Annotated in this window: 21 protein-coding genes; 12 read left to right on the plus strand and 9 right to left on the minus strand. The window is 68.3% G+C overall.

Translation table 11 applies throughout. The features are described from left to right. Together TW83_RS11840 and TW83_RS11845 are read left to right on the plus strand one after the other, a co-directional pair. Positions 1-657: ABC transporter ATP-binding protein (locus tag TW83_RS11840; RefSeq protein WP_045982984.1), on the plus strand; the 657-nt coding region annotated here is incomplete at its 5' end. Positions 658-665: 8 nt separating this feature from the next. Then, entirely contained in the window at positions 666-2,366 is a 1,701-nt protein-coding gene (locus TW83_RS11845; RefSeq protein ID WP_045982985.1) for an ABC transporter ATP-binding protein, read from the plus strand. Between the two features lie 9 nt (positions 2,367-2,375). Here TW83_RS11845 and phoB read toward each other — a convergent pair whose 3' ends face one another. The 7 genes from phoB to TW83_RS11880 all read right to left on the minus strand — a co-directional run bounded on the left by phoB (position 2,376) and on the right by TW83_RS11880 (position 9,058). Next, positions 2,376-3,065 carry a phosphate regulon transcriptional regulator PhoB gene (phoB, locus tag TW83_RS11850; RefSeq protein ID WP_045982986.1) on the minus strand — a complete coding sequence of 230 codons (690 nt, stop codon included), beginning with the start codon at positions 3,063-3,065 and terminating at the stop codon, positions 2,376-2,378. 3 nt (positions 3,066-3,068) lie between these two features. After that, on the minus strand, positions 3,069-3,782 hold the full coding sequence (gene phoU, locus TW83_RS11855) for a phosphate signaling complex protein PhoU (RefSeq protein ID WP_045982987.1): 714 nt from the start codon (positions 3,780-3,782) through the stop codon (positions 3,069-3,071). A 15-nt stretch (positions 3,783-3,797) separates the two neighbouring features. Further along, a complete protein-coding gene (pstB, locus tag TW83_RS11860; RefSeq protein WP_045982988.1) occupies positions 3,798-4,595 on the minus strand; it encodes a phosphate ABC transporter ATP-binding protein PstB in 798 nt (265 codons plus the stop codon). Between the two features lie 21 nt (positions 4,596-4,616). Next, on the minus strand, positions 4,617-5,954 hold the full coding sequence (gene pstA / locus TW83_RS11865; RefSeq protein WP_045982989.1) for a phosphate ABC transporter permease PstA: 1,338 nt from the start codon (positions 5,952-5,954) through the stop codon (positions 4,617-4,619). Then, on the minus strand, positions 5,951-7,156 hold the full coding sequence (gene pstC / locus TW83_RS11870; RefSeq protein ID WP_045982990.1) for a phosphate ABC transporter permease subunit PstC: 1,206 nt from the start codon (positions 7,154-7,156) through the stop codon (positions 5,951-5,953). The genes pstA and pstC overlap by 4 nt, the downstream gene beginning before the upstream one ends. 69 nt (positions 7,157-7,225) lie before the next feature. Next, entirely contained in the window at positions 7,226-8,251 is a 1,026-nt protein-coding gene (locus tag TW83_RS11875) for a substrate-binding domain-containing protein (RefSeq protein ID WP_045982991.1), read from the minus strand. A gap of 111 nt (positions 8,252-8,362) precedes the next feature. Next, the gene (locus TW83_RS11880) at positions 8,363-9,058 is read right to left on the minus strand and encodes a DnaA N-terminal domain-containing protein (protein WP_045982992.1); all 696 of its coding nucleotides are present in this window, start codon (positions 9,056-9,058) and stop codon (positions 8,363-8,365) included. A 441-nt stretch (positions 9,059-9,499) separates the two neighbouring features. Between TW83_RS11880 and TW83_RS11885 the strand changes: the two genes are divergently transcribed. From TW83_RS11885 to TW83_RS11895, 3 genes are all read left to right on the plus strand, one after another. After that, positions 9,500-10,804: an AAA family ATPase gene (locus tag TW83_RS11885; protein WP_045982993.1), complete on the plus strand. Its 1,305-nt coding sequence runs from the start codon at positions 9,500-9,502 to the stop codon at positions 10,802-10,804. Then, a complete protein-coding gene (locus tag TW83_RS11890; protein ID WP_045982994.1) occupies positions 10,801-11,904 on the plus strand; it encodes a ParB N-terminal domain-containing protein in 1,104 nt (367 codons plus the stop codon). The genes TW83_RS11885 and TW83_RS11890 overlap by 4 nt, the downstream gene beginning before the upstream one ends. Before the next feature lie 187 nt (positions 11,905-12,091). Beyond that, a complete protein-coding gene (locus TW83_RS11895) occupies positions 12,092-13,024 on the plus strand; it encodes a DMT family transporter (protein WP_045982995.1) in 933 nt (310 codons plus the stop codon). Here the strand turns inward: TW83_RS11895 and TW83_RS11900 are convergent. Beyond that, the gene (locus tag TW83_RS11900) at positions 12,997-13,674 is read right to left on the minus strand and encodes a GntR family transcriptional regulator (RefSeq protein ID WP_045982996.1); all 678 of its coding nucleotides are present in this window, start codon (positions 13,672-13,674) and stop codon (positions 12,997-12,999) included. The two genes, TW83_RS11895 and TW83_RS11900, sit on opposite strands and share 28 nt — an antisense overlap. Before the next feature lie 114 nt (positions 13,675-13,788). On the opposite strand from TW83_RS11900, the gene TW83_RS11905 reads away from it, so the two are divergent. The 4 genes from TW83_RS11905 to madM all read left to right on the plus strand — a co-directional run bounded on the left by TW83_RS11905 (position 13,789) and on the right by madM (position 17,857). Continuing rightward, the gene (locus TW83_RS11905) at positions 13,789-15,087 is read left to right on the plus strand and encodes a malonyl-CoA decarboxylase family protein (protein ID WP_052714854.1); all 1,299 of its coding nucleotides are present in this window, start codon (positions 13,789-13,791) and stop codon (positions 15,085-15,087) included. 23 nt (positions 15,088-15,110) lie between these two features. Further along, the gene (locus TW83_RS11910; RefSeq protein WP_045982997.1) at positions 15,111-16,625 is read left to right on the plus strand and encodes a malonyl-CoA synthase; all 1,515 of its coding nucleotides are present in this window, start codon (positions 15,111-15,113) and stop codon (positions 16,623-16,625) included. Positions 16,626-16,695: 70 nt separating this feature from the next. Beyond that, positions 16,696-17,088 carry a malonate transporter subunit MadL gene (madL, locus tag TW83_RS11915; RefSeq protein WP_045982998.1) on the plus strand — a complete coding sequence of 131 codons (393 nt, stop codon included), beginning with the start codon at positions 16,696-16,698 and terminating at the stop codon, positions 17,086-17,088. Positions 17,089-17,092: 4 nt separating this feature from the next. Beyond that, entirely contained in the window at positions 17,093-17,857 is a 765-nt protein-coding gene (gene madM / locus TW83_RS11920; RefSeq protein WP_045982999.1) for a malonate transporter subunit MadM, read from the plus strand. Positions 17,858-17,869: 12 nt separating this feature from the next. Here the strand turns inward: madM and TW83_RS11925 are convergent, their stop codons facing one another. Beyond that, entirely contained in the window at positions 17,870-18,568 is a 699-nt protein-coding gene (locus TW83_RS11925; protein WP_045983000.1) for a GntR family transcriptional regulator, read from the minus strand. Positions 18,569-18,773: 205 nt separating this feature from the next. Here TW83_RS11925 and TW83_RS11930 point away from each other — a divergent pair, with 205 nt between their 5' ends. Genes TW83_RS11930 through TW83_RS11940 form a run of 3 tightly spaced genes read left to right on the plus strand, consistent with a single transcriptional unit; the run spans position 18,774 to position 21,544 of the window. Further along, a complete protein-coding gene (locus TW83_RS11930) occupies positions 18,774-20,000 on the plus strand; it encodes an NRAMP family divalent metal transporter (protein ID WP_045983001.1) in 1,227 nt (408 codons plus the stop codon). A gap of 9 nt (positions 20,001-20,009) precedes the next feature. Next, positions 20,010-20,777, plus strand: coding sequence for a 5-oxoprolinase subunit PxpA (locus TW83_RS11935; RefSeq protein ID WP_045983002.1), 768 nt, complete (start codon positions 20,010-20,012; stop codon positions 20,775-20,777). After that, positions 20,774-21,544 carry a putative hydro-lyase gene (locus TW83_RS11940; RefSeq protein ID WP_045983003.1) on the plus strand — a complete coding sequence of 257 codons (771 nt, stop codon included), beginning with the start codon at positions 20,774-20,776 and terminating at the stop codon, positions 21,542-21,544. Before TW83_RS11935 ends, TW83_RS11940 begins: the two co-directional genes overlap by 4 nt. Positions 21,545-21,627: the final 83 nt, after the last annotated feature.

The raw sequence follows: 21,627 nt of genomic DNA on the forward strand, positions 1-21,627 counted from the left end.
AACGGGTCGGGCAAATCCACGCTGCTGCGCGCGCTGGCCCGACAGGTCCCGGCAGGCGGCACCGCCCGGTTCGAGGGGCGCGCCCTGGCCGACTGGCCCGCCCGCGACCTGGCCCGCCGCATGGCCTTCCTGCCCCAGACCACGCCCCCGGCCGATGGCATGCTGGTGCGCGAACTGGTGGCCCTTGGCCGCTATCCCTGGCACGGCGCCCTGGGCCGCTTCGGCCCCGCCGATCATGCCGCCGTCGCCCGCGCTCTGGACGAATGCGGGGTTGCGGGCTTTGCCGATCGGCTGGTCGACACCCTGTCGGGCGGCGAACGCCAGCGCGTCTGGCTGGCCATGATGGTCGCGCAGCAGGCGGGCACGCTGCTGCTGGACGAACCGATCAGCGCGCTGGACATCGCCCACCAGGTCGAGGTGCTGGCCCTGGTCGCCGCGATGTGCCACGACCAGGGGCGCAGTGCCGTCATCGTGCTGCACGACGTCAACATGGCCGCGCGGTTCTGCGACCATGTCGTGGCGCTGAAGGCCGGGCGGCTGGTCTGGCAGGGCGGCCCGGACGCCCTGATGCGCCCCGACACGCTGCACGACATCTATGGCCTGCCGATGCAGGTCCTGACCCGCCCCGACGGACGCCCCGTCGCCATCCCCGCCTGAGAGGCCGCATGCTGAAACAGTTCTTTTCCTACTATCGTCCGCATCTGGGCCTGTTCTGGCTGGATTTCGGCTGCGCGGTCGTCTCGGGTCTGCTGGAGCTGGCCTTTCCGCTGGCCGTCACCGCCTTCATCGACCACCTGCTGCCGCAGGGCGACTGGACACTGACCCTGGCCGCGGCGGGGGGGCTGCTGGCGCTTTATGCGGTCAATGCCGGGCTGCTGACGGTGGTGATCTACTGGGGGCACAAGCTGGGCATCAACATCGAGACCGCGATGCGGGCCCGCGCCTTCGACCATCTGACGCGGCTGTCCTGGCGCTGGTACGACCGTGCGCGCACCGGCAAGCTGGTCGCCCGCGTCACCCGTGACCTGGAGGAGATCGGAGAGGTCGCCCATCACGGCCCCGAGGACGCCTTCATCGCGCTGATGACCTTCGTCGGCGCGTTCCTGCTGATGTTCTGGATCAACCCGCAGCTGGCGGTCATCGTGGCGCTGATCGTGCCGGCCATGCTGGCCCTGGTGATCGTCTATGGCGGGCGGATGACGGCGACCTGGCGCGCGATCTATTCCCGCGTCGGCGATTTCAACGTGCGCTTGGAGGAGACCCTGGGCGGCGTCCGCGTGGTGCAGGCCTTCGGCAACGAGGCGCATGAGAGCCATCTCTTCGCCGCCGACAACGCTCGCTATCGCCAGGCCAAGCTGGACGCGTACCGCGTGATGGCGGCGTCCAGCGCGCTGCAGTACATGGGCCTGCGGCTTGTGCAGGTCATCGTCATGGTCATGGGCGCGGGCTTCGTGCTGTCGGGCGAACTGACCACCGGCGGCTTCGTGGGCTTTCTGTTGCTGGTGGGCGTCTTCTATCGCCCGCTGGAGAAGATCGCCGCGGTGATCGAGACCTATCCCCGCGGCATCGCCGGATTCCGCCGCTATCAGGAGCTGCTGGCCACCGACCCCGAGATCGCCGACGCACCCGACGCGATCGACGCCCCCGCCCTGCGCGGCGACATCCGGTTCGAGGGGGTGGGCTTTGCCTATGACCCCGACCGCCCGATCCTGTCGGGGATCGACCTGGACATCCGCGCCGGAGAGACGGTGGCCTTCGTCGGCCCCTCGGGCGCGGGCAAGACCACGCTGCTGGCGCTGCTGCCGCGGTTCTACGAACCCAGCCAGGGGCGCATCGTCGTCGACGGGATGGACCTGCCCGCGATGCGCCTGCACAGCCTGCGCCGCCAGATCGGCCTGGTCAGCCAGGACGTGTTCCTTTTCGGCGGCACGCTGCGCGAGAACATCGCCTATGGCCGCCTGGACGCCTCGGACATGGAGATCGCGCAGGCCGCCGCCAAGGCGCAGCTGGCGCAGATGATCGAAGGCCTGCCGCAGGGCCTGGACACGGTCGTGGGCGAACGCGGGGTGATGCTGTCGGGCGGGCAGAAGCAGCGCGTGGCCATCGCGCGGGCCTTCCTGAAGAACCCGCCGATCCTGATCCTGGACGAGGCGACCAGCGCCCTGGACAGCCAGACCGAACGCGAGATCCAGTCGGCGCTGGACGCCCTGTCGGTCGGGCGCACCACGCTGGTGATCGCCCACAGGCTGGGCACGATCCGGAACGCCGACCGCATCGTGGTCATGGACCGGGGCCGCGTGGTCGAGATGGGCAGCCATGCCGACCTGCTGTCCCAGGGCGGCATCTATGCGGGGCTGGCGGCCTAGGTCCGGACCTCAGCCCAGGGCATAGCCCACGCCGCGCACGGTGCGCAGCGGGTCGTCGCCCCCGTTCTTCATCAGCGCCTTGCGCAGGCGGCCCACATGCACGTCGATGGTGCGCGTGTCGACATAGATGTCGCGCCCCCAGACCCGGTCCAGCAGCTGTTCGCGCGTCCAGACGCGGCCCGGCTTCTCCATCATCGTGGACAGCAGCCGGAACTCGGTCGGGCCCAGATGCAGCGTCTGGCCGGCGCGGAACACCCGGTGTTCGGCGGCGTCTAGGATGATGTCCGCAAAGGTCAGCCGCTCGCCCATCGTGGCGGGGCGGGTGCGGCGCAGCTGGGTGCGCAGGCGGGCCAGCAGCTCGACCACGGAATAGGGTTTGACCACGTAATCGTCGGCGCCCGTCTCCAGGCCGCGGACGCGGTCGACCTCCTCGCTGCGCGCGGACAGCATGATGATCGGGATGTTGCGGGTCGCGGGATCGGCCTTGACCTGGCGGCAGACCTCGATGCCCGACACGCGCGGCAGCATCCAGTCCAGCACGATCAGGTCCGGCTGCTCCTCCGCCACCAGCAGCAGCGCGTCCTCGCCGTTGTCGGCCATGACCACGTCGAAACCCTCGGCCTCGAGGTTGTAATGCAGGACTTCGCGCTGTGCGCCCTCGTCCTCGACGACCAACACGCAGGGGGCCTGGCGCGCCATCCCTCAGACCTCCGCCGCAGGGGCCACGACGCTGCTGCTTTTCGGGCGCGCCTCGTCGGGCAGGTCGCCCGTGACCAGATAGACCACCTGCTCGGCGATGGACGTCGCATGGTCGCCCATCCGCTCGACGTTCTTGGCGATGAAATGCAGGTGCATGCAGGGGGTGATGTTGCGCGGGTCCTCCATCATGTGGGTCAGGAACTCGCGGAACAGCGCGTTGTACATCTGGTCCACCTCCAGGTCGCGCTGACGCACGTCATGGGCCAGGTCGGCGTCGCGGCGGATATAGCTGTCCAGCGCGTCCTGCAGCATCCGGTTCACGGCCTGGCTCATCCGGCGCAGCGCCATGCCCGATCCGGCGATGGCGGGCATCTGGGACAGCACCTCGGTGCGCTTGGCCATGTTCTTGGCGTAATCGCCCACACGTTCCAGCGAGGCCGAGATCTTCATCACCGCCAGCACCATCCGCAGGTCGGTCGCGGTGGGGGCGCGCAGCGCGATCAGGCGGGCGGCGTCCTCGTTGATCTGGATCTCCATCGCGTCGATGGCCTTGTCGCGGCGGCGGACCTGGTCGGCCAGCTCCTGGTCGCGCGTGTCCAGCGCGGTCGAGGCGTCGGTGATCGCGGCCTCGACCATGCCGCCCATCTTGACGACCATCGCCTGGATCGTCTCCAGGTCGCGATCGAAGACCGAGGAGATATGCTTGTCGCGGTTCATGTCAGATCCTTTCGATCAGCCGATCCGGCCCGAGATATAGGCCTCGGTCCGGCTGTCCCGGGGCTTCGTGAAGATGTCGTCGGTATCACCGTATTCGACCAGGTTGCCCAGATGGAAGAAGGCGGTCTTCTGGCTGACGCGGGCAGCCTGCTGCATCGAATGGGTCACGATGACCACGGAAAACTGCGTGCGCAGCTGCTCGATCAATTCCTCGACCTGGCTGGTGGCGATGGGGTCCAGCGCGCTGCAGGGCTCGTCCATCAGCAGCACCTCGGGGGACGTGGCCACCGCGCGCGCGATGCACAGGCGCTGCTGCTGGCCGCCCGACAGGCCCGTGCCTGGCTCGGACAGGCGGTCCTTGACCTCGTTCCACAGGGCCGCGCCGCGCAGCGAGCGTTCGACGATCTCGTCCAGCTCGGCCTTGCCGCGGGCCAGGCCGTGGATGCGCGGGCCGTATGCCACGTTGTCATAGATTGACTTGGGGAACGGGTTCGGCTTCTGGAACACCATGCCGACCTTGGCGCGCAGCTGCACCGGGTCGATCCGGCGGTCATAGATGTCCTCGCCGTCGATGGTGATCCGGCCCGCGATCCGGGCGCTGTCGATCGTGTCGTTCATGCGGTTGATGCAGCGCAGGAAGGTGGACTTGCCGCAGCCCGACGGGCCGATGAAGGCGGTGACGGTCTTGTCCAGGATCTCGACGTTCAGGTCTTTGATCGCCTGCTTCTCGCCATAGAAGACCTGCACGTCACGTGCGGAAATCTTGATGTCCTGCTGGCTCACGGCGCTCTCCGATCGGATGGTGTCATACATGGTGGCTCTCCTGTGGGCCGATCACCAGCGGCGCTCGAACTTGCGGCGAAGGAAGATCGCCAGCAGGTTCATGCACAGAAGGAAGATCAGCAGGACGATGATGGCGCCCGAGGCGCGCTCGACAAAGGCCGGATCGCTGCGCTGCGTCCAGTTGTAGACCTGGACCGGCAGGGCGGATGCGGGATCGAACAGACCCTCGGGCGGGGCGGCGGGAAACTCGCGCACGAAGGCCACCATGCCGATCAGCAGCAGCGGCGCAGTCTCTCCCAGGGCCTGGGCCAGGCCGATGATCGTGCCGGTCAGGATGCCGGGCGCGGCCAGCGGCAGGACGTGGTGGAACACCGTCTGCATGCGGCTGGCGCCGACGCCCAGGGCCGCGTCGCGGATCGAGGGCGGCACCGCCTTCAACGCCGCGCGGGTGGCGATGATGATGGTGGGCAGGGTCATCAGCGTCAGCACCAGCCCCCCCACGATGGGTGCCGATGCAGGCAGCCCCGCAAAGTTGATGAAGACCGCCAGGCCCAGGATTCCGAAAACGATCGACGGTACCGCGGCCAGGTTGGCGATATTGACCTCGATCAGGTCGGTCCAGCGGTTCCTGGGCGCGAACTCCTCCAGATAGATCGAGGCCGCGACCCCGATGGGCACCGCCAGCACCAGCACCACCAGCATCATGTAGAGCGAGCCCAGGATCGCCACGCCCACGCCGGCCGATTCCGGGCGCTGGTCGGAGGCGTCGGGCAGGGTCATGAAGGCCCAGTTGAACCGCGTGACCAAGGTGCCGTTGTCGGCCAAGGCTTGGGCCAGCAACAATTGCTGGGGGGAGACATTGGAATCCCGTTCTGCCGTCTCGGCAGTGACGCGGCCCTTGAAATAGCCGTCGATGCGGCCGTTCACCAGGACATTCACGTCCACCGTCTGCCCGACCAACTCGGGATCGGCCAGCACCCGATTGCGCAGCTGCGCCGAGGCATCGCGCGAGATCAGCTGATTTGCATCTCCGGAGCCCAAACCCTCGATCTCCAATCCGAGCGTTTCGATCTCGGTATCCAGCGCGCGGTCCAGCACCTGGCCATAGGACAGGGTCAGCACGCCCGCCATCTCGGCCGGGTCGCGGTTGCCCTTGGGGTCCAGCACCTGCGCATCCAGCGCCACGGGGAGAGATAGATAGGTCTGATAAAAGGCTCCTGTGCCATTGCGCACAATCGTGAAGACCAGCACTGCCAGCATCGTGCAGGCGATGACGATGGCCGTCAGCCCGTAGGCGCGGAACCGTTTCTCGGCGGCGTTGCGGCGGCGGGTGCGCGCGTCCTGGACATAGAGCGACTTGGCGCCGGTGGCGCGGGGATGATCGGTCATTCGTACTGCTCGCGATACTTGCGCACGATGATAAGCGCGATGACGTTCAGGCCTAGGGTGATGACGAACAGCGTCAGCCCCAGGGCAAAGGCCACCAGCGTCTCGGGCGAGGAGAAGTCGTTGTCGCCCGTCAGCTGGCTGACGATCTTGACCGTGATGGTGGTCATCGCCTCGAACGGGTTGGCGCTGATCGTGGCGGCGGCGCCGGCGCCCAGGACCACGATCATCGTCTCTCCGATGGCGCGGCTGGCGGCCAGCAGGATGGCGCCCACGATGCCCGGCAGGGCGGCGGGCAGCACGACGCTGCGCACCGTCTCGGAGGGCGTCGAGCCCAGGCCCAGGGCGCCGTCGCGCAGGCTCTGGGGCACCGCGTTGATGATGTCGTCGGACAGAGAGCTGACGAAGGGGATCAGCATGATCCCCATGACCAGCCCCGCGGTCATCACCGACGACCCGGAATTGCCCAGGCCCAGGGGCTGCGCGATCCAGTCGCGCAGCATCGGCCCGACCGTCACCAGCGCGAACAGGCCATAGACGATGGTCGGGATGCCGGCCAGCACCTCGACCGCGGGCTTGGCGATGCTGCGCAGGCGGGGGCTGGCATATTCCGACAGGTAGATCGCCGCCAACAGGCCGATGGGCACCGCCACCAGCAGCGCGATGAAGCTGATGTACAGCGTCCCCCACAGCAGCGGCAGCATGCCAAGACGCGAATTGCCCTCGAAGCGCGGCGACCAGACGGTGCTGAAGAAGAAATCGGCCAGGCTGTACTGGCGGAAGAAGCTGATCGTCTCGAAGATCAGCGACAGGACGATGCCGACCGTGGTGGCGATGGCGATCATCGAACAGAAGATCATCAGGCCCAGCACCATCCGCTCGACCGAATTGCGCGCGCGAAACCCGCGGCCGGCCCGCGTCACGGCCCAGCCCAGGCCCGCGACCGCGGCGGCCAGTGCCAGCAGCCCGGCCACGGGGCCCGACGCGACAGGGATCACCCCGGACATCCGCAGCCCCGATGCCAGGATCAGCACCACCAGCGCGGGCAGCATCACCGCAAGGGCGGCGTTCATGCCGTGATAGGCGGGGCGACTGTGCAGGGTGCGCACGTCCTGTGCGGCGGTCGCATGGGCGCGGCTGCGGCCCAGAAGGAATCCGGCCACGGCCAGCAGGATCGCGGCAAGCAGGGCCCAGGACATTGGCATCTGGCAACCTCGGGTGGATGGGTCAGGGGGAATGTCCGACCGGCGCGGCGCACCGGTCGGACGGGTGCATCACTGCATGGTGGTCTCGTCGGCCACGGCCTGCTGGACCGATGCCAGCTCGGGGTCCGAGACCAGGCCATAGGCGGCCAGCGGCCCGTCCGGTCCCGCGATCGCGTCCGAGACGAAGAATTCGGCGAATTCCTTGACGCCCGGGATGAGGCCGATATGCGCCTTCTTCACATAGATGAACAGCGGCCGCGACACCGGGTATTCGCCCGAGGCGATCGTCTCGGTCGAGGGGGTGACGCCGGACATGGTCGCAACCTGCAGCGTGTCCATGTTGTTCTCGTAGAAGGACAGGCCGAAGACGCCGATGCCGTTCGGGGACGACCCGATGCGGGCCAGCGTCTCGGTATAGTCGCCGTCGATGTCGACCGACCGGCCGTCGGTGCGCAGCGTCATGCAGGCGGCCTCGGCCTCCTCCTCGCCCAGCTCGGCGGTGAACACCTCCAGCGCGCCGCTGTCCTCGCAGCCCTGCGCGATCACCTTCTCGTCAAAGACTTCGCGCGTCCCGTGACGGGTGCCCGGTACGAAGGCCAGGATCTCCTGGTCGGGCAACTCGGGGTTCACCTCGTTCCAGTTGGCGGCGGTGTTGTCGACGATCGCACCGTCGCGCACGACCTTGGCCGACAGCGCATTGAACCAGTCGGCGGGGGTGAAGGCAAAACTGTTGCCCGACTGCGCGCTGGCGAAGACGATCCCGTCATAGCCGATGCGCACCTCCATGATGTCGGTCACGCCGTTGGCGGCACATTCCTCGACCTCGCTGTCGCGGATCTCGCGGCTGGAATTGGCGATGTCGATGGTGTTCTCGCCCACGCCCTCGCAGAAGCGGCGCAGACCGGTGGAGGATCCGCCCGATTCGATGACCGGGCTTCCGAAATCGAAATTCTCACCGAACAGCTCGGCGACGATCGTGGCGTAGGGCAGCACGGTCGACGAACCCGCGACCTGCACCTGTTCGCGCGCGGCGGCTGCGGTGGCGGTCAAGGCCAGGACGGACAGGGCCGAAGCGGTTAGGCCAAAGGTCTTCATGCGTCTTCTCCTCAGGAGGTGATCGTTGCCCGGTGTGCCTACAGCAGTTTTGTGACGGTCATACGCAATCCGTGTGACAGTTCTGCGACAGCGCCCCGGCGGGCGGACCGATCATCCCGGGGTGACGCGCACCTCTCCCAGGGTCGGGTCGCTGCGCCGCGCGGCCATCTGCAAGCGGGCCAGCAGATGCGTGCGCACATAGGTGGCGTGGAACCGCGACGGCGCGACCAGATGCAGGACGCCCCCCTGCCCTTCCGCCGATGACAGCGGCGCGAACCAGGCGTCGAACAGCGCCGGGTCCTCGTCGCGCAGCCGCGCGCGGATCAGCGGCCAGACCCCGTCCTGACCGCCCTCCTCCGCGGATGTGCCGTCGGGGCGGCGGAACGGGACGACGTTCGGCGGGTCGCCCGCCTCCTGCGCCTCCTCGCCCATGCGGGCGGTGAAATCCTCGCCGATGTTGGACCAGTCCGCTCGCGTGTCCAGCATGATGCGTTCCAGGCCCAGGCCCAGCACGGACACGCGGCCCCGCGCGCCCTGGCGCTTGACCACGATCCAGCCCGTTTCGCGCAGCCGCGCCATGTCGCGCTTGACGGTGCGTTCGTCCACGCACCACAGTCGCGCGATCTCGCGCTGGCCCATGGTCAGCTCGTCGCGCTGCCAGTTGTAGCGGGTGGTGATCAGCGCCATCAGGCGCAGCACCAGCCTCTGGCGCTGCGGATCGCCCGCCAGCGCATGCGCCATCATCGCGGACAGCAGGTCGTATTTCCGTGCCGCGGCTTGCCTGCCGACGGGTCGCATCACCTGCATCATCGTTCCTGCCCGCCGGTCGCCCGGCACCCTGCCCCGGCCGCGCCGAGATCTTGTGCCGTCCCAAACGCCTTTCGCCACTCTGCAGGCATTAGCGTCCTGAAATGCGATTCTGTCAAGCAGATCGCCCGCCCTCGGGCGGAAGGATCCAAAGGCAATCTTGAATCAGGGTATCAATGGTATAGCGGGACATCCTATGCGTCCCCTATTCCGGCGCCCGTGTCCCCCAATTGGCAGGGGTTCGACGGAACATGTCCCCCAATATCCGCCCCCTGCCCCTCGAGGCCGTGGCCTTCGCGCCACCTTGGCGCGCGATGATTCGCCAGCAAGGGCTGGATTTCCGCATTTCGTGCTATCAGTGAACAAGGCTTTTGCCAAAAGCGCAAATCCGGCGTAAAAGCAGGAACAGAAGCAATCAGCGTCCTTGGAAACCGACACAACATGTATACGCACGACGACCTTGCCCGTCTGCAGGCCCAGTCTCTCAAGATGCAGGGCTGGATTCGCCGCCAGACCTTCAGCCCCGCCAACGAGAAGACGCTGCGCCGCTTCTCCTCTTGGGAGGTGGCCGAGTTGATCTTCCGCATCAACCAGTCGACCTTCCGCGGCAAGCTGGCGGCGGACCCGAACCTTCCCCTCGGGGAAGTCGAGGAGGACGGGCGCCAGCGCTGGTTCAGCCTGGAGGAGGTGAACGAGCTGCGTCGCCGCATCCGCGTGGGCAAGAAGTCCCTGATGCCGCCCCGCCCCGCCGGCAAGCGCGCCTTCCGCGCGGCCATCGCCAACTTCAAGGGCGGTGCGGGCAAGTCGACCGTGGCGCTGCACTTTGCCCATGCGGCGGCGCTGGATGGGTACCGGGTTCTGGTCGTCGACTTCGACCCGCAGGCGACCCTGTCCCATTCGATGGGCCTGAACGACGTGGGCGAGGATCACACCGTCTGGGGCATCATGGCGCGCGACCTTGAGCGCGAGACCGACCGCATGAACACCGCCAGCGCCGGGGCCGAGACGGGGACCGCCCTGCCCCATCGCAAGCTGCCCGCGTCGATCCGCGACATGGGTCTGGGCACGCTGCGGCCCGCGGATTTCATCAAGCCCACCGCCTGGCCCACGATCGACATCGTGCCCAGCTGCGCGAACGCGGCCTTTGTCGAGTTCGCCAGCGCCCAGTACCGGCACCTGAACCCGGAATGGACCTTCTTCGGCGCGGTGTCGCGGTTTTTGGACAGCTTGGCGGACGATGCCTATGACCTGATCCTCTTCGACTGTCCTCCGGCCATCGGGTACCAGTCGATGAACGCGGTCTTTGCCGCAGACATGCTGTATATCCCGTCCGGCCCCGGCTATTGGGAGTATGACAGCACGACCAGCTTCATCGGTCAGTTGGCCGAGGCGCTGGAGGATCTGTCCCACGGGTTCGAGAACTTCCCCACGGGGAAGATCAGGTTGCCCAAGGCATTCGCCGACATCCGGTTCCTGATGACGCGATACGAGCCGTCCAACGAGCTGCATCAGGCGATGTTCGCGGCCTTTCGGCAGGTCTTCGGGGATCGGTTGGCGCAGAACCCGATCGAACTGACCCGCGCGGTCGAGCAGTCGGGCCGGTTCCTGTCGTCGATCTATGAGATCGATTACCGAGAGATGACGCGCGGGACGTGGCGCCGGGCACGGGCGACCTTCGATCAGGCCTATGAGGAATTCCGCGGCCACGTGCTGACCGCGTGGACCGAGCTGGAGGACGCGCAATGAGCCGCAAGCGCCGGATGTTCGACATCGACATCCCCGACGACGACGCCGAAACCGGCTTCCCCGCGGGGAAGGTCCAGCCCGACGGCCGTCGAGGCCCCATGGCTGCCGCCATCAGCGAGACGGTGGAATCGACCCGCGACCGCGCGGTCATCGAGGCGCAGATCCGCGCCGAGAACGATGCCTTGGCGCAGGAGCATGTGCGGCTGAAGCGGGCAGGGCTGATCACCGACCTGATCCCGCTGGACATGATCGACACGACCAAGCTGATCCGTGACCGCAAGCCGGTCGCCGATTTCGACATGGCCGAGCTGGTCGCCTCGATCCGCGACATCGGCCTGTCGAACCCGATCCGGCTGGAGCCGTCCGAGGGTGGGCGATACGAGCTGATCCAGGGGTGGCGGCGGCTGTCGGCCTATCGCCAGCTGCTGGAGGAGACGGGTGATGCCGAGGCCTGGGGCCGGATCCCCGCGGGCATCGCCGCGCGCGGGGACCAGCTGGAGGCGCTGTACCGCCGCATGGTGGACGAGAACCTGGTGCGCAAAGACATCTCTTTTGCCGAGATGGCGCAGCTGGCGGTGCATTACGCGATGGACCCGCTGACCGCGGAGAACGATGCGGAAAAGGCCGTGGCGATCCTGTTCCGGTCGGCGGGCTATCAGAAGCGCAGCTATATCCGGAACTTCATCCCGCTGGTCGAGCGCTTGGGCGAGGTGCTGATGTATCCGCAGGAGATCCCGCGCGCCCTGGGCCTGTCGCTGTCGCAGCGGCTGGAGGAGGTGCCGGGCCTGGTCACGGCCATCCGGACCGAGCTGAAGGACTGGGACACGCGGTCGATCACCGACGAGCTGGCCGTGCTGCGCCGCTATGCGGGGCAGGGGGGTGAGGCGCTGCCCGAGGGGCCCGCACCGCGGACCGCCCCACCCGCACCGCCGTCGACCGCCAAGGCCAAGACGACCTTCCAGCTTGCGCGCCCGCAGGGCAGCGCGAAATGCACCGCCGCCAATGGTCGCCTTGAGATCCGCCTGCCGCGGGACTTTTCGACCATCGACCGACGCAAGCTGGAGGCGGCGGTGGCCGCAATGCTGGACCAGATCGAGTGATCTTCCCCGCGGGGAAGGGCAGGGCCCTTTCCCGCGGCCAGCACCTTCCCCGCGGGGAAGGTTTTACACAACACATTGATATATATACATATAGTGCATCATCCTGACACCGTGTCGATGTCTGTTGCAGATCGTGCAATCCCGTCGTAGCACCAAGGCCGACTCCCACGGTATCAAGGCGCCCGGCATGCCTCCCAGTGATTCCCCGATGCGCGGCATCGCGTTGAAATGCATCAGCGTGACCGTGTTCACCCTGATGGCCGCGCTGATCAAGGCGACCGCCGACAGCGCCCAGATCCCGCCGGGGCAGCAGGTGTTCTTTCGGTCGTTCTTCGCCCTGCCGGTGATCCTGGGCTGGCTGGTGCTGCGGTCGGAACTGCGGGTCGGCCTGCTGACCGCGAACCCGATGGGGCACCTGTATCGCGGGCTGGTCGGGACGACAGCGATGGCGCTGAACTTCTGGGCGCTTGGCCTGCTGCCCCTGCCCGAGGTGACGGCCATCGGCTTTGCCGCGCCCCTGCTGGTGGTGGTGCTGGCCGGAATGTTTTTGGGAGAGAACGTCCGCGCCTTTCGGCTTGGCATGGTCGGGCTGGGGTTGGCCGGGGTGCTGATCGTGCTGTCGCCGCAGCTGCAGGCGGGGACGGCGGGCGACCCCTTGCGGATGCTGGGCGCGGTCGTGGCGCTTGGCGGGGCAGGGGCCGCGGCCCTGGCGCAGATCTTTGTCCGCCAGCTGGTCCAGGTCGAGCGGACATCGGCGATCGTCTTCTGGTTTTCGGTCACCTCGACGGGGCTGTCGCTGCTGACGCTGCCCTTCGGGTGGGTGATGCCGGAGGCCTGGGTGCTGGCGCAGCTGGTCACCACGGGGCTGCTGGGCGGGCTGGGGCAGATCCTGCTGACCTCGGCCTATCGCCATGCCGACGCGTCGGTGGTGGCACCGTTCGACTATGTCGCGATGATCTGGGCGGTGGCTCTGGGCTGGTACGTCTTCGGCGAGGTGCCAAGCGCGGTGGTGATCGGCGGGTCCGGCCTGGTGATCCTGGCGGGCATCCTGATCATCTGGCGCGAACACAGCCTGGGGCTGGAACGCCGCCGTCAGCGCAAGGCCACGCCCCCGGCCTGAGGCGCCGACAGGCTGCCCACCACGGCGACCAGGTCGCGGAAGCGTTCGCCCTGGACCAGCACGTGATCGGTCATCGCCTGCGCCGCGCCGCAGGCGTCGCCCGCCGCGATGGCCGCGGCGATCTGGCGGTGTTCGGCCAGGGAATTGGCGACGCGCCCCGGCGATTGCAGCTGCCGGCGGCGATAGGGTTGCAGCACCGCCTGCAGGCGCAGGGTCTCGGTTTCCAGAAAGGCGTTGTGGGCGGCGCGATAGATCGCCTGATGGAAGGCGGTGTTTTCTGCGTAATACCGGTCGGGGTCGTGGCGCGCGCCTTCGCAGGCGGTCAGGGCGGCGTTGATGCGGGCCAGGTCCTGCGCATCGGCGCGCCTGCAGGCCAGCCGCGCGCAGAAGGATTCCAGCTCGGCCATCAGCTCGAACCGGTCCATCAGCTCGGGCACGCCCAGCTTGGCCACGAAGGTCCCGCGTTTGGGCTGCACGATCAGCAGGCCCGACGCCTCTAGCGCCTGCAGCGCCTCGCGCACGGGCGTGCGCGAACAGCCGTACTCGCGCGCGACCTGGTCGGGGTCGATCTGCTGGCCGGGGGTCAGGCGGCCATCCACGATGGCGTTTTCCAGGGCAAGGCGGATGCGCTGTGCGGTGGGAAGGGTCATGTCGGCACCTGTTCTGTCCTGCACTTCACCGCAGCGGTTACGAAAAGTCCATCATCGCCGTTGTTGTATACAACAGAAGTGAATCAGTGTATATCACTGCGGGGGAGGATCATCATGGGCAAGCAGAGACTGGGATTCCTGTCGGACTTTGTCGAGGCGATCACGCGGCGCAAGCGCGGCGGCGAGGCCGAGACGCTGAAGGCGCTGGCACGCCCCCCATCCGAACGCGCGCGGGTGGCCTGTGCGGTACTGATGGGGCGGATCGGGGATGCGGCGCGGGTCGCGGTGGCCGAGCAGGCGCTGTCGGCCTATGCCGAGCTGGACGCCGAGGAGCGGCTGGCGTTCTTTCGCAGCCTGCGCGACGATCACGGGGTGGATGCGGAGGCGATCCGGACGGCCTATGCCGCGTGGGACGCCCAGCCCGATGCCGCGGGCGTCGCGCATCTGTTCGAGGTGGTCGAGCCTGCCCGCCAGACCCTGCTGCGCCGGCTGAACATGGCGCCCGGCGCCACGCTGCGGCTTGTGCGGATGCGTCAGGACCTGCTGGCCGCGATGCGCGTGGACCCCGATCTGGCGCCGATCGACCAGGATTTCGCGCATCTGTTCGCCAGCTGGTTCAACCGCGGCTTTCTGACCATGCGCAGGATCGACTGGAACGCGCCCGCCGCGATCCTGGAAAAGCTGATGAAATACGAAAGCGTCCACCAGATGCAGGGCTGGCCGGACCTGAAGCGGCGGCTGGCCGACAATGACCGCCGTCTGTATGCGTTCTTCCACCCCGCCACCGGGGACGAGCCGCTGATCTTCGTCGAGGTGGCGCTGACCCAGGGCATGCCCGACGCGATCGGCCCGATCCTGACCGCGCCGGATGCGCGCGAACCGGCGGCGGCGGACACGGCCGTCTTCTATTCGATCAACAACAGCCTGCCCGGGTTGAAGGGTGTCAGCTTCGGCAACTTCCTGATCAAGCAGGTGGTGGCGCAGCTGTCGGCGGACCTGCCCGAGCTGCGCTGCTATGTGACGCTGTCGCCTGTGCCGGGCTTTGCCGCATGGCTGGCCACGCAGGACGACGCGGCGGAATTGCGCGGCGCGTTGGCCGGGGGCTGGGACGATGACGCGGTGGACGCGCTGCGCCCGCAGGTTCTGGCCTGGGGTGCGCGCTATATCGCCCAGGCCAAGGCAAGGGGCGGGCTGCCCGCCGATCCGGTGGCGCGGTTCCACCTGGGCAACGGGGCCTGCGCGCATCGGCTGAACTGGCCCGCCGACCTGGCACCCTCGGCGCTCAAATCGGCGCATGGGCTGATGATCAACTATCTGTACGAACTGGACCGGATCGAGGACCGGCACGAGGCCTTCGTGCGCGACGGCGAGGTGGCGCTTGGCGCCCAGATCGCCGAGGCGCTGAAGGCGTGACGACATTGAGGGAGGAGACGAGCATGCAGACCATCCACGACCATTTCATCCAGACCGCCGAGGTGATGCAGGGCAAGACCCTGTTCGAACGCCCCGGCCAGCCCGACATCAGCTTTGCCCGGATGCGCGGCATGGTCGAGGCGCTGGCGGGCGCGCTGACCGCGGCGGGCGTGGTGCCCGGCGACCGCGTGGCCGTTCAGGTCGAGAAGTCGCCCGAGGCCATCGCGCTGTATCTGGCGACGCTGCAGGTGGGCGGGATCTTCCTGCCGCTGAACACCGCCTATACCGGGGCCGAGATCGACTATTTCATCGACGACGCGGCACCGCGGCTGTTCGTGTGCGACCCTGCGCAACTGGCGTCGCACGCGCACCGGGCCGGCGATGCGCTGACGGTGCTGACGCTTGGCGCGGACGGGCAGGGGACGCTGGCCGAGCGTGCCGCCGCGGCCACCCCGCGCGAGGACGCGCATTCGTGCGGGCCGGACGACCGGGCCGCGATCCTCTATACCTCGGGGACGACGGGTCGGTCCAAGGGGGCGGTGCTGACGCATGGGAACCTGGCGTCCAACACCGAGGCGCTGCTGGAGCATTGGCGGTTCGACGCGAATGACCGGCTGATCCACGCGCTGCCGATCTTTCACACGCACGGTCTATTCGTGGCGGCCAACATGGCGCTGGTCGCGGGCGCGACGATGATCTTCCTGACCAAGTTCGACGCCGAACAGGCGATTGACCTGATGGACCGCGCCACCGTGCTGATGGGGGTGCCGACCTTCTACACCCGCCTGCTGAAATCGCCGCGCCTGGACCGCGAGACGACCGCGAACATCCGGCTGTTCGTGTCCGGGTCGGCCCCGCTGCTGGCGGAGGATCACCGCGCCTTCACCGAACGGACCGGGCATCGCATCCTGGAACGCTACGGAATGACCGAGACCTGCATGATCACCTCGAACCCCTATGACGGCGATCGCATCGCGGGAGCGGTGGGCATGGCGCTGCCCGGCATCACCGTGCGCATCACCGACCGGGAGACCGGCGCGCCGGTCGCGCCCGGAGAGATCGGCCTGATCGAGGTCAAGGGACCGAACGTCTTCGAGGGCTACTGGAACATGCCCGAGAAGACCGCGGCCGAGTTCCGCCCCGACGGGTTCTTCATCACCGGCGATCTGGGCACGATCCAGGAGGATGGCTACCTGCGCATCGTGGGCCGCGACAAGGACCTGGTGATCTCGGGCGGCTACAACGTCTATCCCAAGGAGGTCGAGGAGGCCATCGACGCGCTGCCGGGCGTCCTGGAAAGCGCCGTGATCGGCCTGCCCCATCCCGACCTGGGCGAGGCGGTGACCGCCATCGTCGTTCCGAAATCGGGCACGCTGGACGCGGACGAGATCCGCGCCGCGCTGTCGGATCTGGCGCGCTTCAAGCAACCCAGGCAGGTGATCGTCGTCGATGCCCTGCCGCGCAACGTCATGGGCAAGGTGCAGAAGGCCGAACTGCGCAAGGCCCATGCGGGACTGTATTCGCAGGCCATGGCCTGACATCCGGCCGCCCGGGCCCGCGTCGAGGAGGACGCGGCCCGGGGCACCGGCCATTCAACGGGAGGAAACCATGATAATCTATGGAGTCGCGGCCTTGGCCGCCTGTCATCTGGCAGGCGTGATCTTGGGCGATCTGCTGGGCGTCATCCTGGGCGTCCAGTCCAACGTGGGCGGTGTGGGCTTTGCCATGCTGCTGCTGATCGTGTCGACCGATTGGCTGCGCCGCACCGGGCGGCTGCCGCAGCTGTCCGAACAGGGCATCCTGTTCTGGTCGGCCATGTATATCCCCATCGTCGTGGCGATGGCGGCCCAGCAGAACGTCGTGGCGGCCCTGGCGGGCGGTCCCATCGCGATCATCGCGGGCGTCGGCGCGACCATCGCCTGCGTGGCGCTGGTGCCCGTGGTGGCGCGGATCGGCGGGCAGGATGCGCCCCTGCCGCCCCTGATGGCGCAGGAGGTGTGACGCGATGGAGATGATCACCGAAATCCTGTCCAAGAACGGGCTGGTCTTCGCCTTCGTCGTCGTGGGCGTCGTGATGTGGGTGTCCTATCAGCTGTCCGACCGGCTGTCGGCGGGGCGGCTGCACGGTTCGGCCGTGGCAATCATCATCGGCCTGGTGCTGGCCTGGCTGGGCGGGCTTGCAACCGGCGGGTCCAAGGGCCTGGCCGACGTGCCGCTGTTCGCGGGCATCGGGCTGATGGGCGGGGCCATGCTGCGCGACCTGGCCATCGTGTCGACCGCCTATGGCGTCGACATCCGCGAGATCCGCAAGGCCGGGGCCGCGGGCGTCGTGTCGCTGGCCCTGGGGATCTTCGTGTCCTTTGCGGTGGGGGCGCTGGTCGCGGCGGCCTTCGGCTATACCGATGCGGTCAGCATGGCCACCATCGGCGGCGGGGCCGCGACCTATATCGTGGGTCCGGTGACCGGCACCGCCCTGGGCGCCAGTTCCGAGGTCATCGCCCTGTCCGTCGCCGCGGGTCTGCTGAAGGCGGTCCTGGTGATGATCGGCACGCCCTTCGTCGCGCCGCTGATCGGGCTGAACAACCCGAAATCGGCGATGGCCTATGGCGGGCTGATGGGCACGACCAGCGGCGTCGCGGGCGGCCTGGCCGCCACCGACAAGCGTCTGGTGCCTTACGGCGCGATGACGGCCACGTTCTATACGGGGCTGGGCTGCCTGATGGGGCCGTCGGTCATCTATCTGATGCTGTTGGCCGTCACCGGCAGCTGAGGCGGCGCGGCGTCACCCGCGGGTGACGCCGTTCTCCAACCGGGCAAAGGCCGTCATCACGACGCGTTCCGACCGGTCCAGATAATCCGCCAGCCGGGTGGCGGCGGCCTCCATGTCGCCCTGCTGGACCAGCTCCAGGATCGCGCCGTTCTCTTGCAGGAACGGCGCGTGCAGCTGTTCGGGACTGTCCAGCAGCCCGAAGGCCAGCCGCAGCTCCGCCATCGCCTGCGCGAAGAAGGCCGTCAGCCGCGGGCTGTCGGTCAGCGCCACGATGGCCGCGTGAAATGCCATGTTCGCGCTGCCCACCCCGCGCCAGTCGCCGGCCTCGCGCGCGATGCGGGCCTGGGCCACGCATTCGGCCATGCGCAGCACCGCCGCGTGGCGGGGCCAGGCCTGGGCCAGGGCCGGCACCTCGATCAGGCGGCGGACGCGATAGATGTCCAGCACCCCTGCCATCGTCGGCACCGCGACCGAGACGCCGCGATTGGGCGCATGGGTCAGCAGGCCCTCGCGCGTCAGCAGGCGGAACACCTCGCGCAGCGTGTTGCGCGACACGGACAGATCGCCTGCCAGCCGCGTCTCCGACAGCCGTTGTCCGGGGCGCAGGTGCCCCGCGATCACCTGTGCGCGCAACCGGGCCGCGGTGTCTTCGGCCAGGCCGGACGGGCCCTGTCCAGTCGCGATGGTACCTGCGGGATTCGTGTCGGTCATGGATCGTCCTGTGATGTCGGGTCGATCATGGCGGGACGGCAGGGACAGGGCAAGCGGGCGGTTGCCCTGATTTCGGGCAGATTGCCGCGCAGGTCATACCGAATTGTTCAACAAAAGACACACAACTGTCAGATAATCGTTGACGGATCACGGAATTGTGGCAGGCTGGGGGCAATCAACAACAGTCCGACACGGGGAAACATCCATGACCACCGACCGCAGCGTTGCGGCCGCCAGCCTTCGCGGAGGCCTTCTGGCGGCGATCTTCCTGATGGCGACATCGGCCATCGGCCCGGGCTTCATCACCCAGACCGCGACCTTCACCGCCCGGATGGGATCGGCCTTCGCCTTCGCGATCCTGGCCTCGATCCTGATCGATTTTGTGGTCCAGCTGAACATCTGGCGCATCACCGCCCTGACCGGCAAGCGCGCGTCAGAGACCGCGAACGCGGCCATTCCCGGCGCGGGCTATCTGCTGACGGCGCTGGTCGTCATCGGCGGGCTGGCCTTCAACGTGGGCAACATCGCGGGCGGCGGGTTGGGCCTGAACGCCATGCTGGGCCTGGACCCCAAGATCGGCGGCGCGATCACCGCGGTGCTGGCCATCGCGATCTTCCTGTCGCGGCAGGCGGGGATCCTGCTGGACCGGGCGATCATCGGGCTGGGCATCGTGATGATCCTGCTGGTGCTGTTCGTCGCCGTGCAGTCGAACCCGCCCGTGGGCGAGGCGCTGCGCCAGACGATCTGGCCCGACAGCATCGATTTCGCCACCATCACCACCATCGTGGGCGGCACGGTCGGCGGATACATCACCTATTCCGGCGCGCACCGCCTGCTGGACAAGGGCCTGACCGGCCCGCACAATCTGACCGCCGTCACCCGCGCGGCGCTGACCGGGATCGCGGTCACGGGCGTCATGCGCTTCGTGCTGTTCCTAGCGATCCTGGGCGTCGTCGCGTCGGGCGTGACGCTGGACCTGTCGTCGCAGGCGGCGAACCCCGCGGCCCAGGCCTTCCAGGCGGCAGCGGGCGATTGGGGGATGCGCGTGTTCGGCGTGGTCCTGTGGGCGGCGGCGCTGACCTCGGTCATCGGGGCGGCCTATACCTCGGTCAGCTTCCTGGACGTGGTGGGCGTGCGCAGCGATGCGGCGCGGTCCAAGGCGACGGTGGGGTTCATCGCGTTCTCGCTGGCGGTGTATCTGGCGCTTGGCACGGCGCCGGCGGCGATCCTGGTCTTCGTGGGCGGCTTCAACGGGTTGATCCTGCCCATCGGCCTGACGATCTTCACCTATATCGGCTATGCGCGGTCCGACCTGATGGGTGGGCACCGCTACAACCGGGTGCTGCTGGCACTTGGAGCCATCGTCTGCGCGCTGACCTGGTACATGGGCGCGCGGTCGGTCACCACCATCTTTGCCTTCCTGGGCGTGTAAGGAGGATCCATGCCAATCGACCTGAACAGCGACCTGGGCGAGGGCTATGGCCCCTGGACCATGGGTGACGACGCCGCGATGCTGGACATCGTCAGCTCCGCCAACATCGCCTGCGGCTTTCACGCGGGCGACCCGGCGGGGCTGCTGTCGGTGCTGCGTCAGGCGGCGGCAGGGGGCGTCGCGGTGGGGGCGCATGTCAGCTATCCCGACCGCGTGGGCTTCGGGCGGCGCAACATGGACGTGGCGCCCGACGACCTGACCGCCGACGTGATCTATCAGATCGGCGCGTTGCAGGGTCTGGCGCGGGCGGCGGGCACGCGGGTCAGCTACGTGAAGCCGCATGGCGCGCTCTACAACACCATCGCGGGTGATGCGCGCCAGGCCGATGCGGTCATCGCGGGCATCAGGGCCGTGAACCCGTCGCTGGTGCTGATGGGGCTGGCCGGGGCGCCCGTGCTGGAGCGGGCGCGCGCCGCGGGCCTGACCTTGGTGGCCGAGGCCTTTGCCGATCGCGCCTATACCGCCGCGGGCGCGCTGGTCTCGCGCAGGCAGAAGGGCGCGGTCCTGCACGACCCCGACCTGATCGCCGCGCGCATGCTGCGTTTGGCGACAGAGGGCGTGCTGGAGGCCGAGGATGGCAGCATCCTGCGCCTTGAGGCCGACAGCATCTGCGTGCATGGCGACAGCCCCGGCGCGGTGGCCATCGCGGCCCGGGTCCGCGATGCGCTGGTCGCGGGCGGGGTCACCATCGCGCCCTTCGCCGGGGGTGGGGCATGACCCCGCAGCAGGCGCGGCTGGCCGCGCGGCAGGGACCTGCGCGCCCGACCTCGGGTCAGGCGCCGGGCTTTACCCAGTGCAACATGATCTCGCTGCCCCGCGATTGGGCCTGGGACTTCCTGCTGTTCGCGCAGCGCAACCCGAAACCCTGCCCGGTGCTGGACGTGACCGACCCGGGCAGCCACCGCACCGTCATGGCGCCTGACGCCGACCTGCGCACCGACATCCCCCTCTATCGCATCTGGCGCGACGGCGTGCTGACCGAGGAGGTCACCGACGCCACCGCCCATTGGGCCGAGCATCCCGACCTGGTGACCTTCCTGATCGGCTGTTCCTTCACCTTCGAAGGGGCGCTGATGGCGGCGGGCATTCCGGTCGCGCATGTCGATCGGGGCTGCAATGTGCCGATGTTCCTGACCGACCGCGACTGCCGCCCGGCGGGGCGGATGTCCGGGCGGCTGGTCGTGTCGATGCGCCCCATCCCCGCCGACCGCGTGGCCGAAGCCGCGATGATCTCGGGCCGCACCCCCGCCGTCCATGGTGCGCCCGTCCATGTGGGCGCGCCCGAGGCCCTGGGCATCGCGGACCTGCAGCGGCCCGATTTCGGCGATCCGGTGCCGGTCGGCCCGGGTCAGGTGCCGGTCTTCTGGGCCTGCGGGGTGACGCCGCAGGCGGCGGTCATGGCCTCGCGCCCGCCCTTTGCCATCACCCATGCGCCGGGGCACATGTTCGTCACCGACGTGCCCGAAACGCGGTGGCAGGCATGACCCGCATCCTGCCCATCGGGCCGCGCGCCTTCCTGGTCGAGCTGGTCGATCTGGACGCGACGCTGGCGCTGTTCGATGCGCTG

Origin of the sequence: Paracoccus sp. S4493 (assembly GCF_000967735.1) — a bacterium.
Lineage (GTDB): Bacteria > Pseudomonadota > Alphaproteobacteria > Rhodobacterales > Rhodobacteraceae > Paracoccus > Paracoccus marcusii.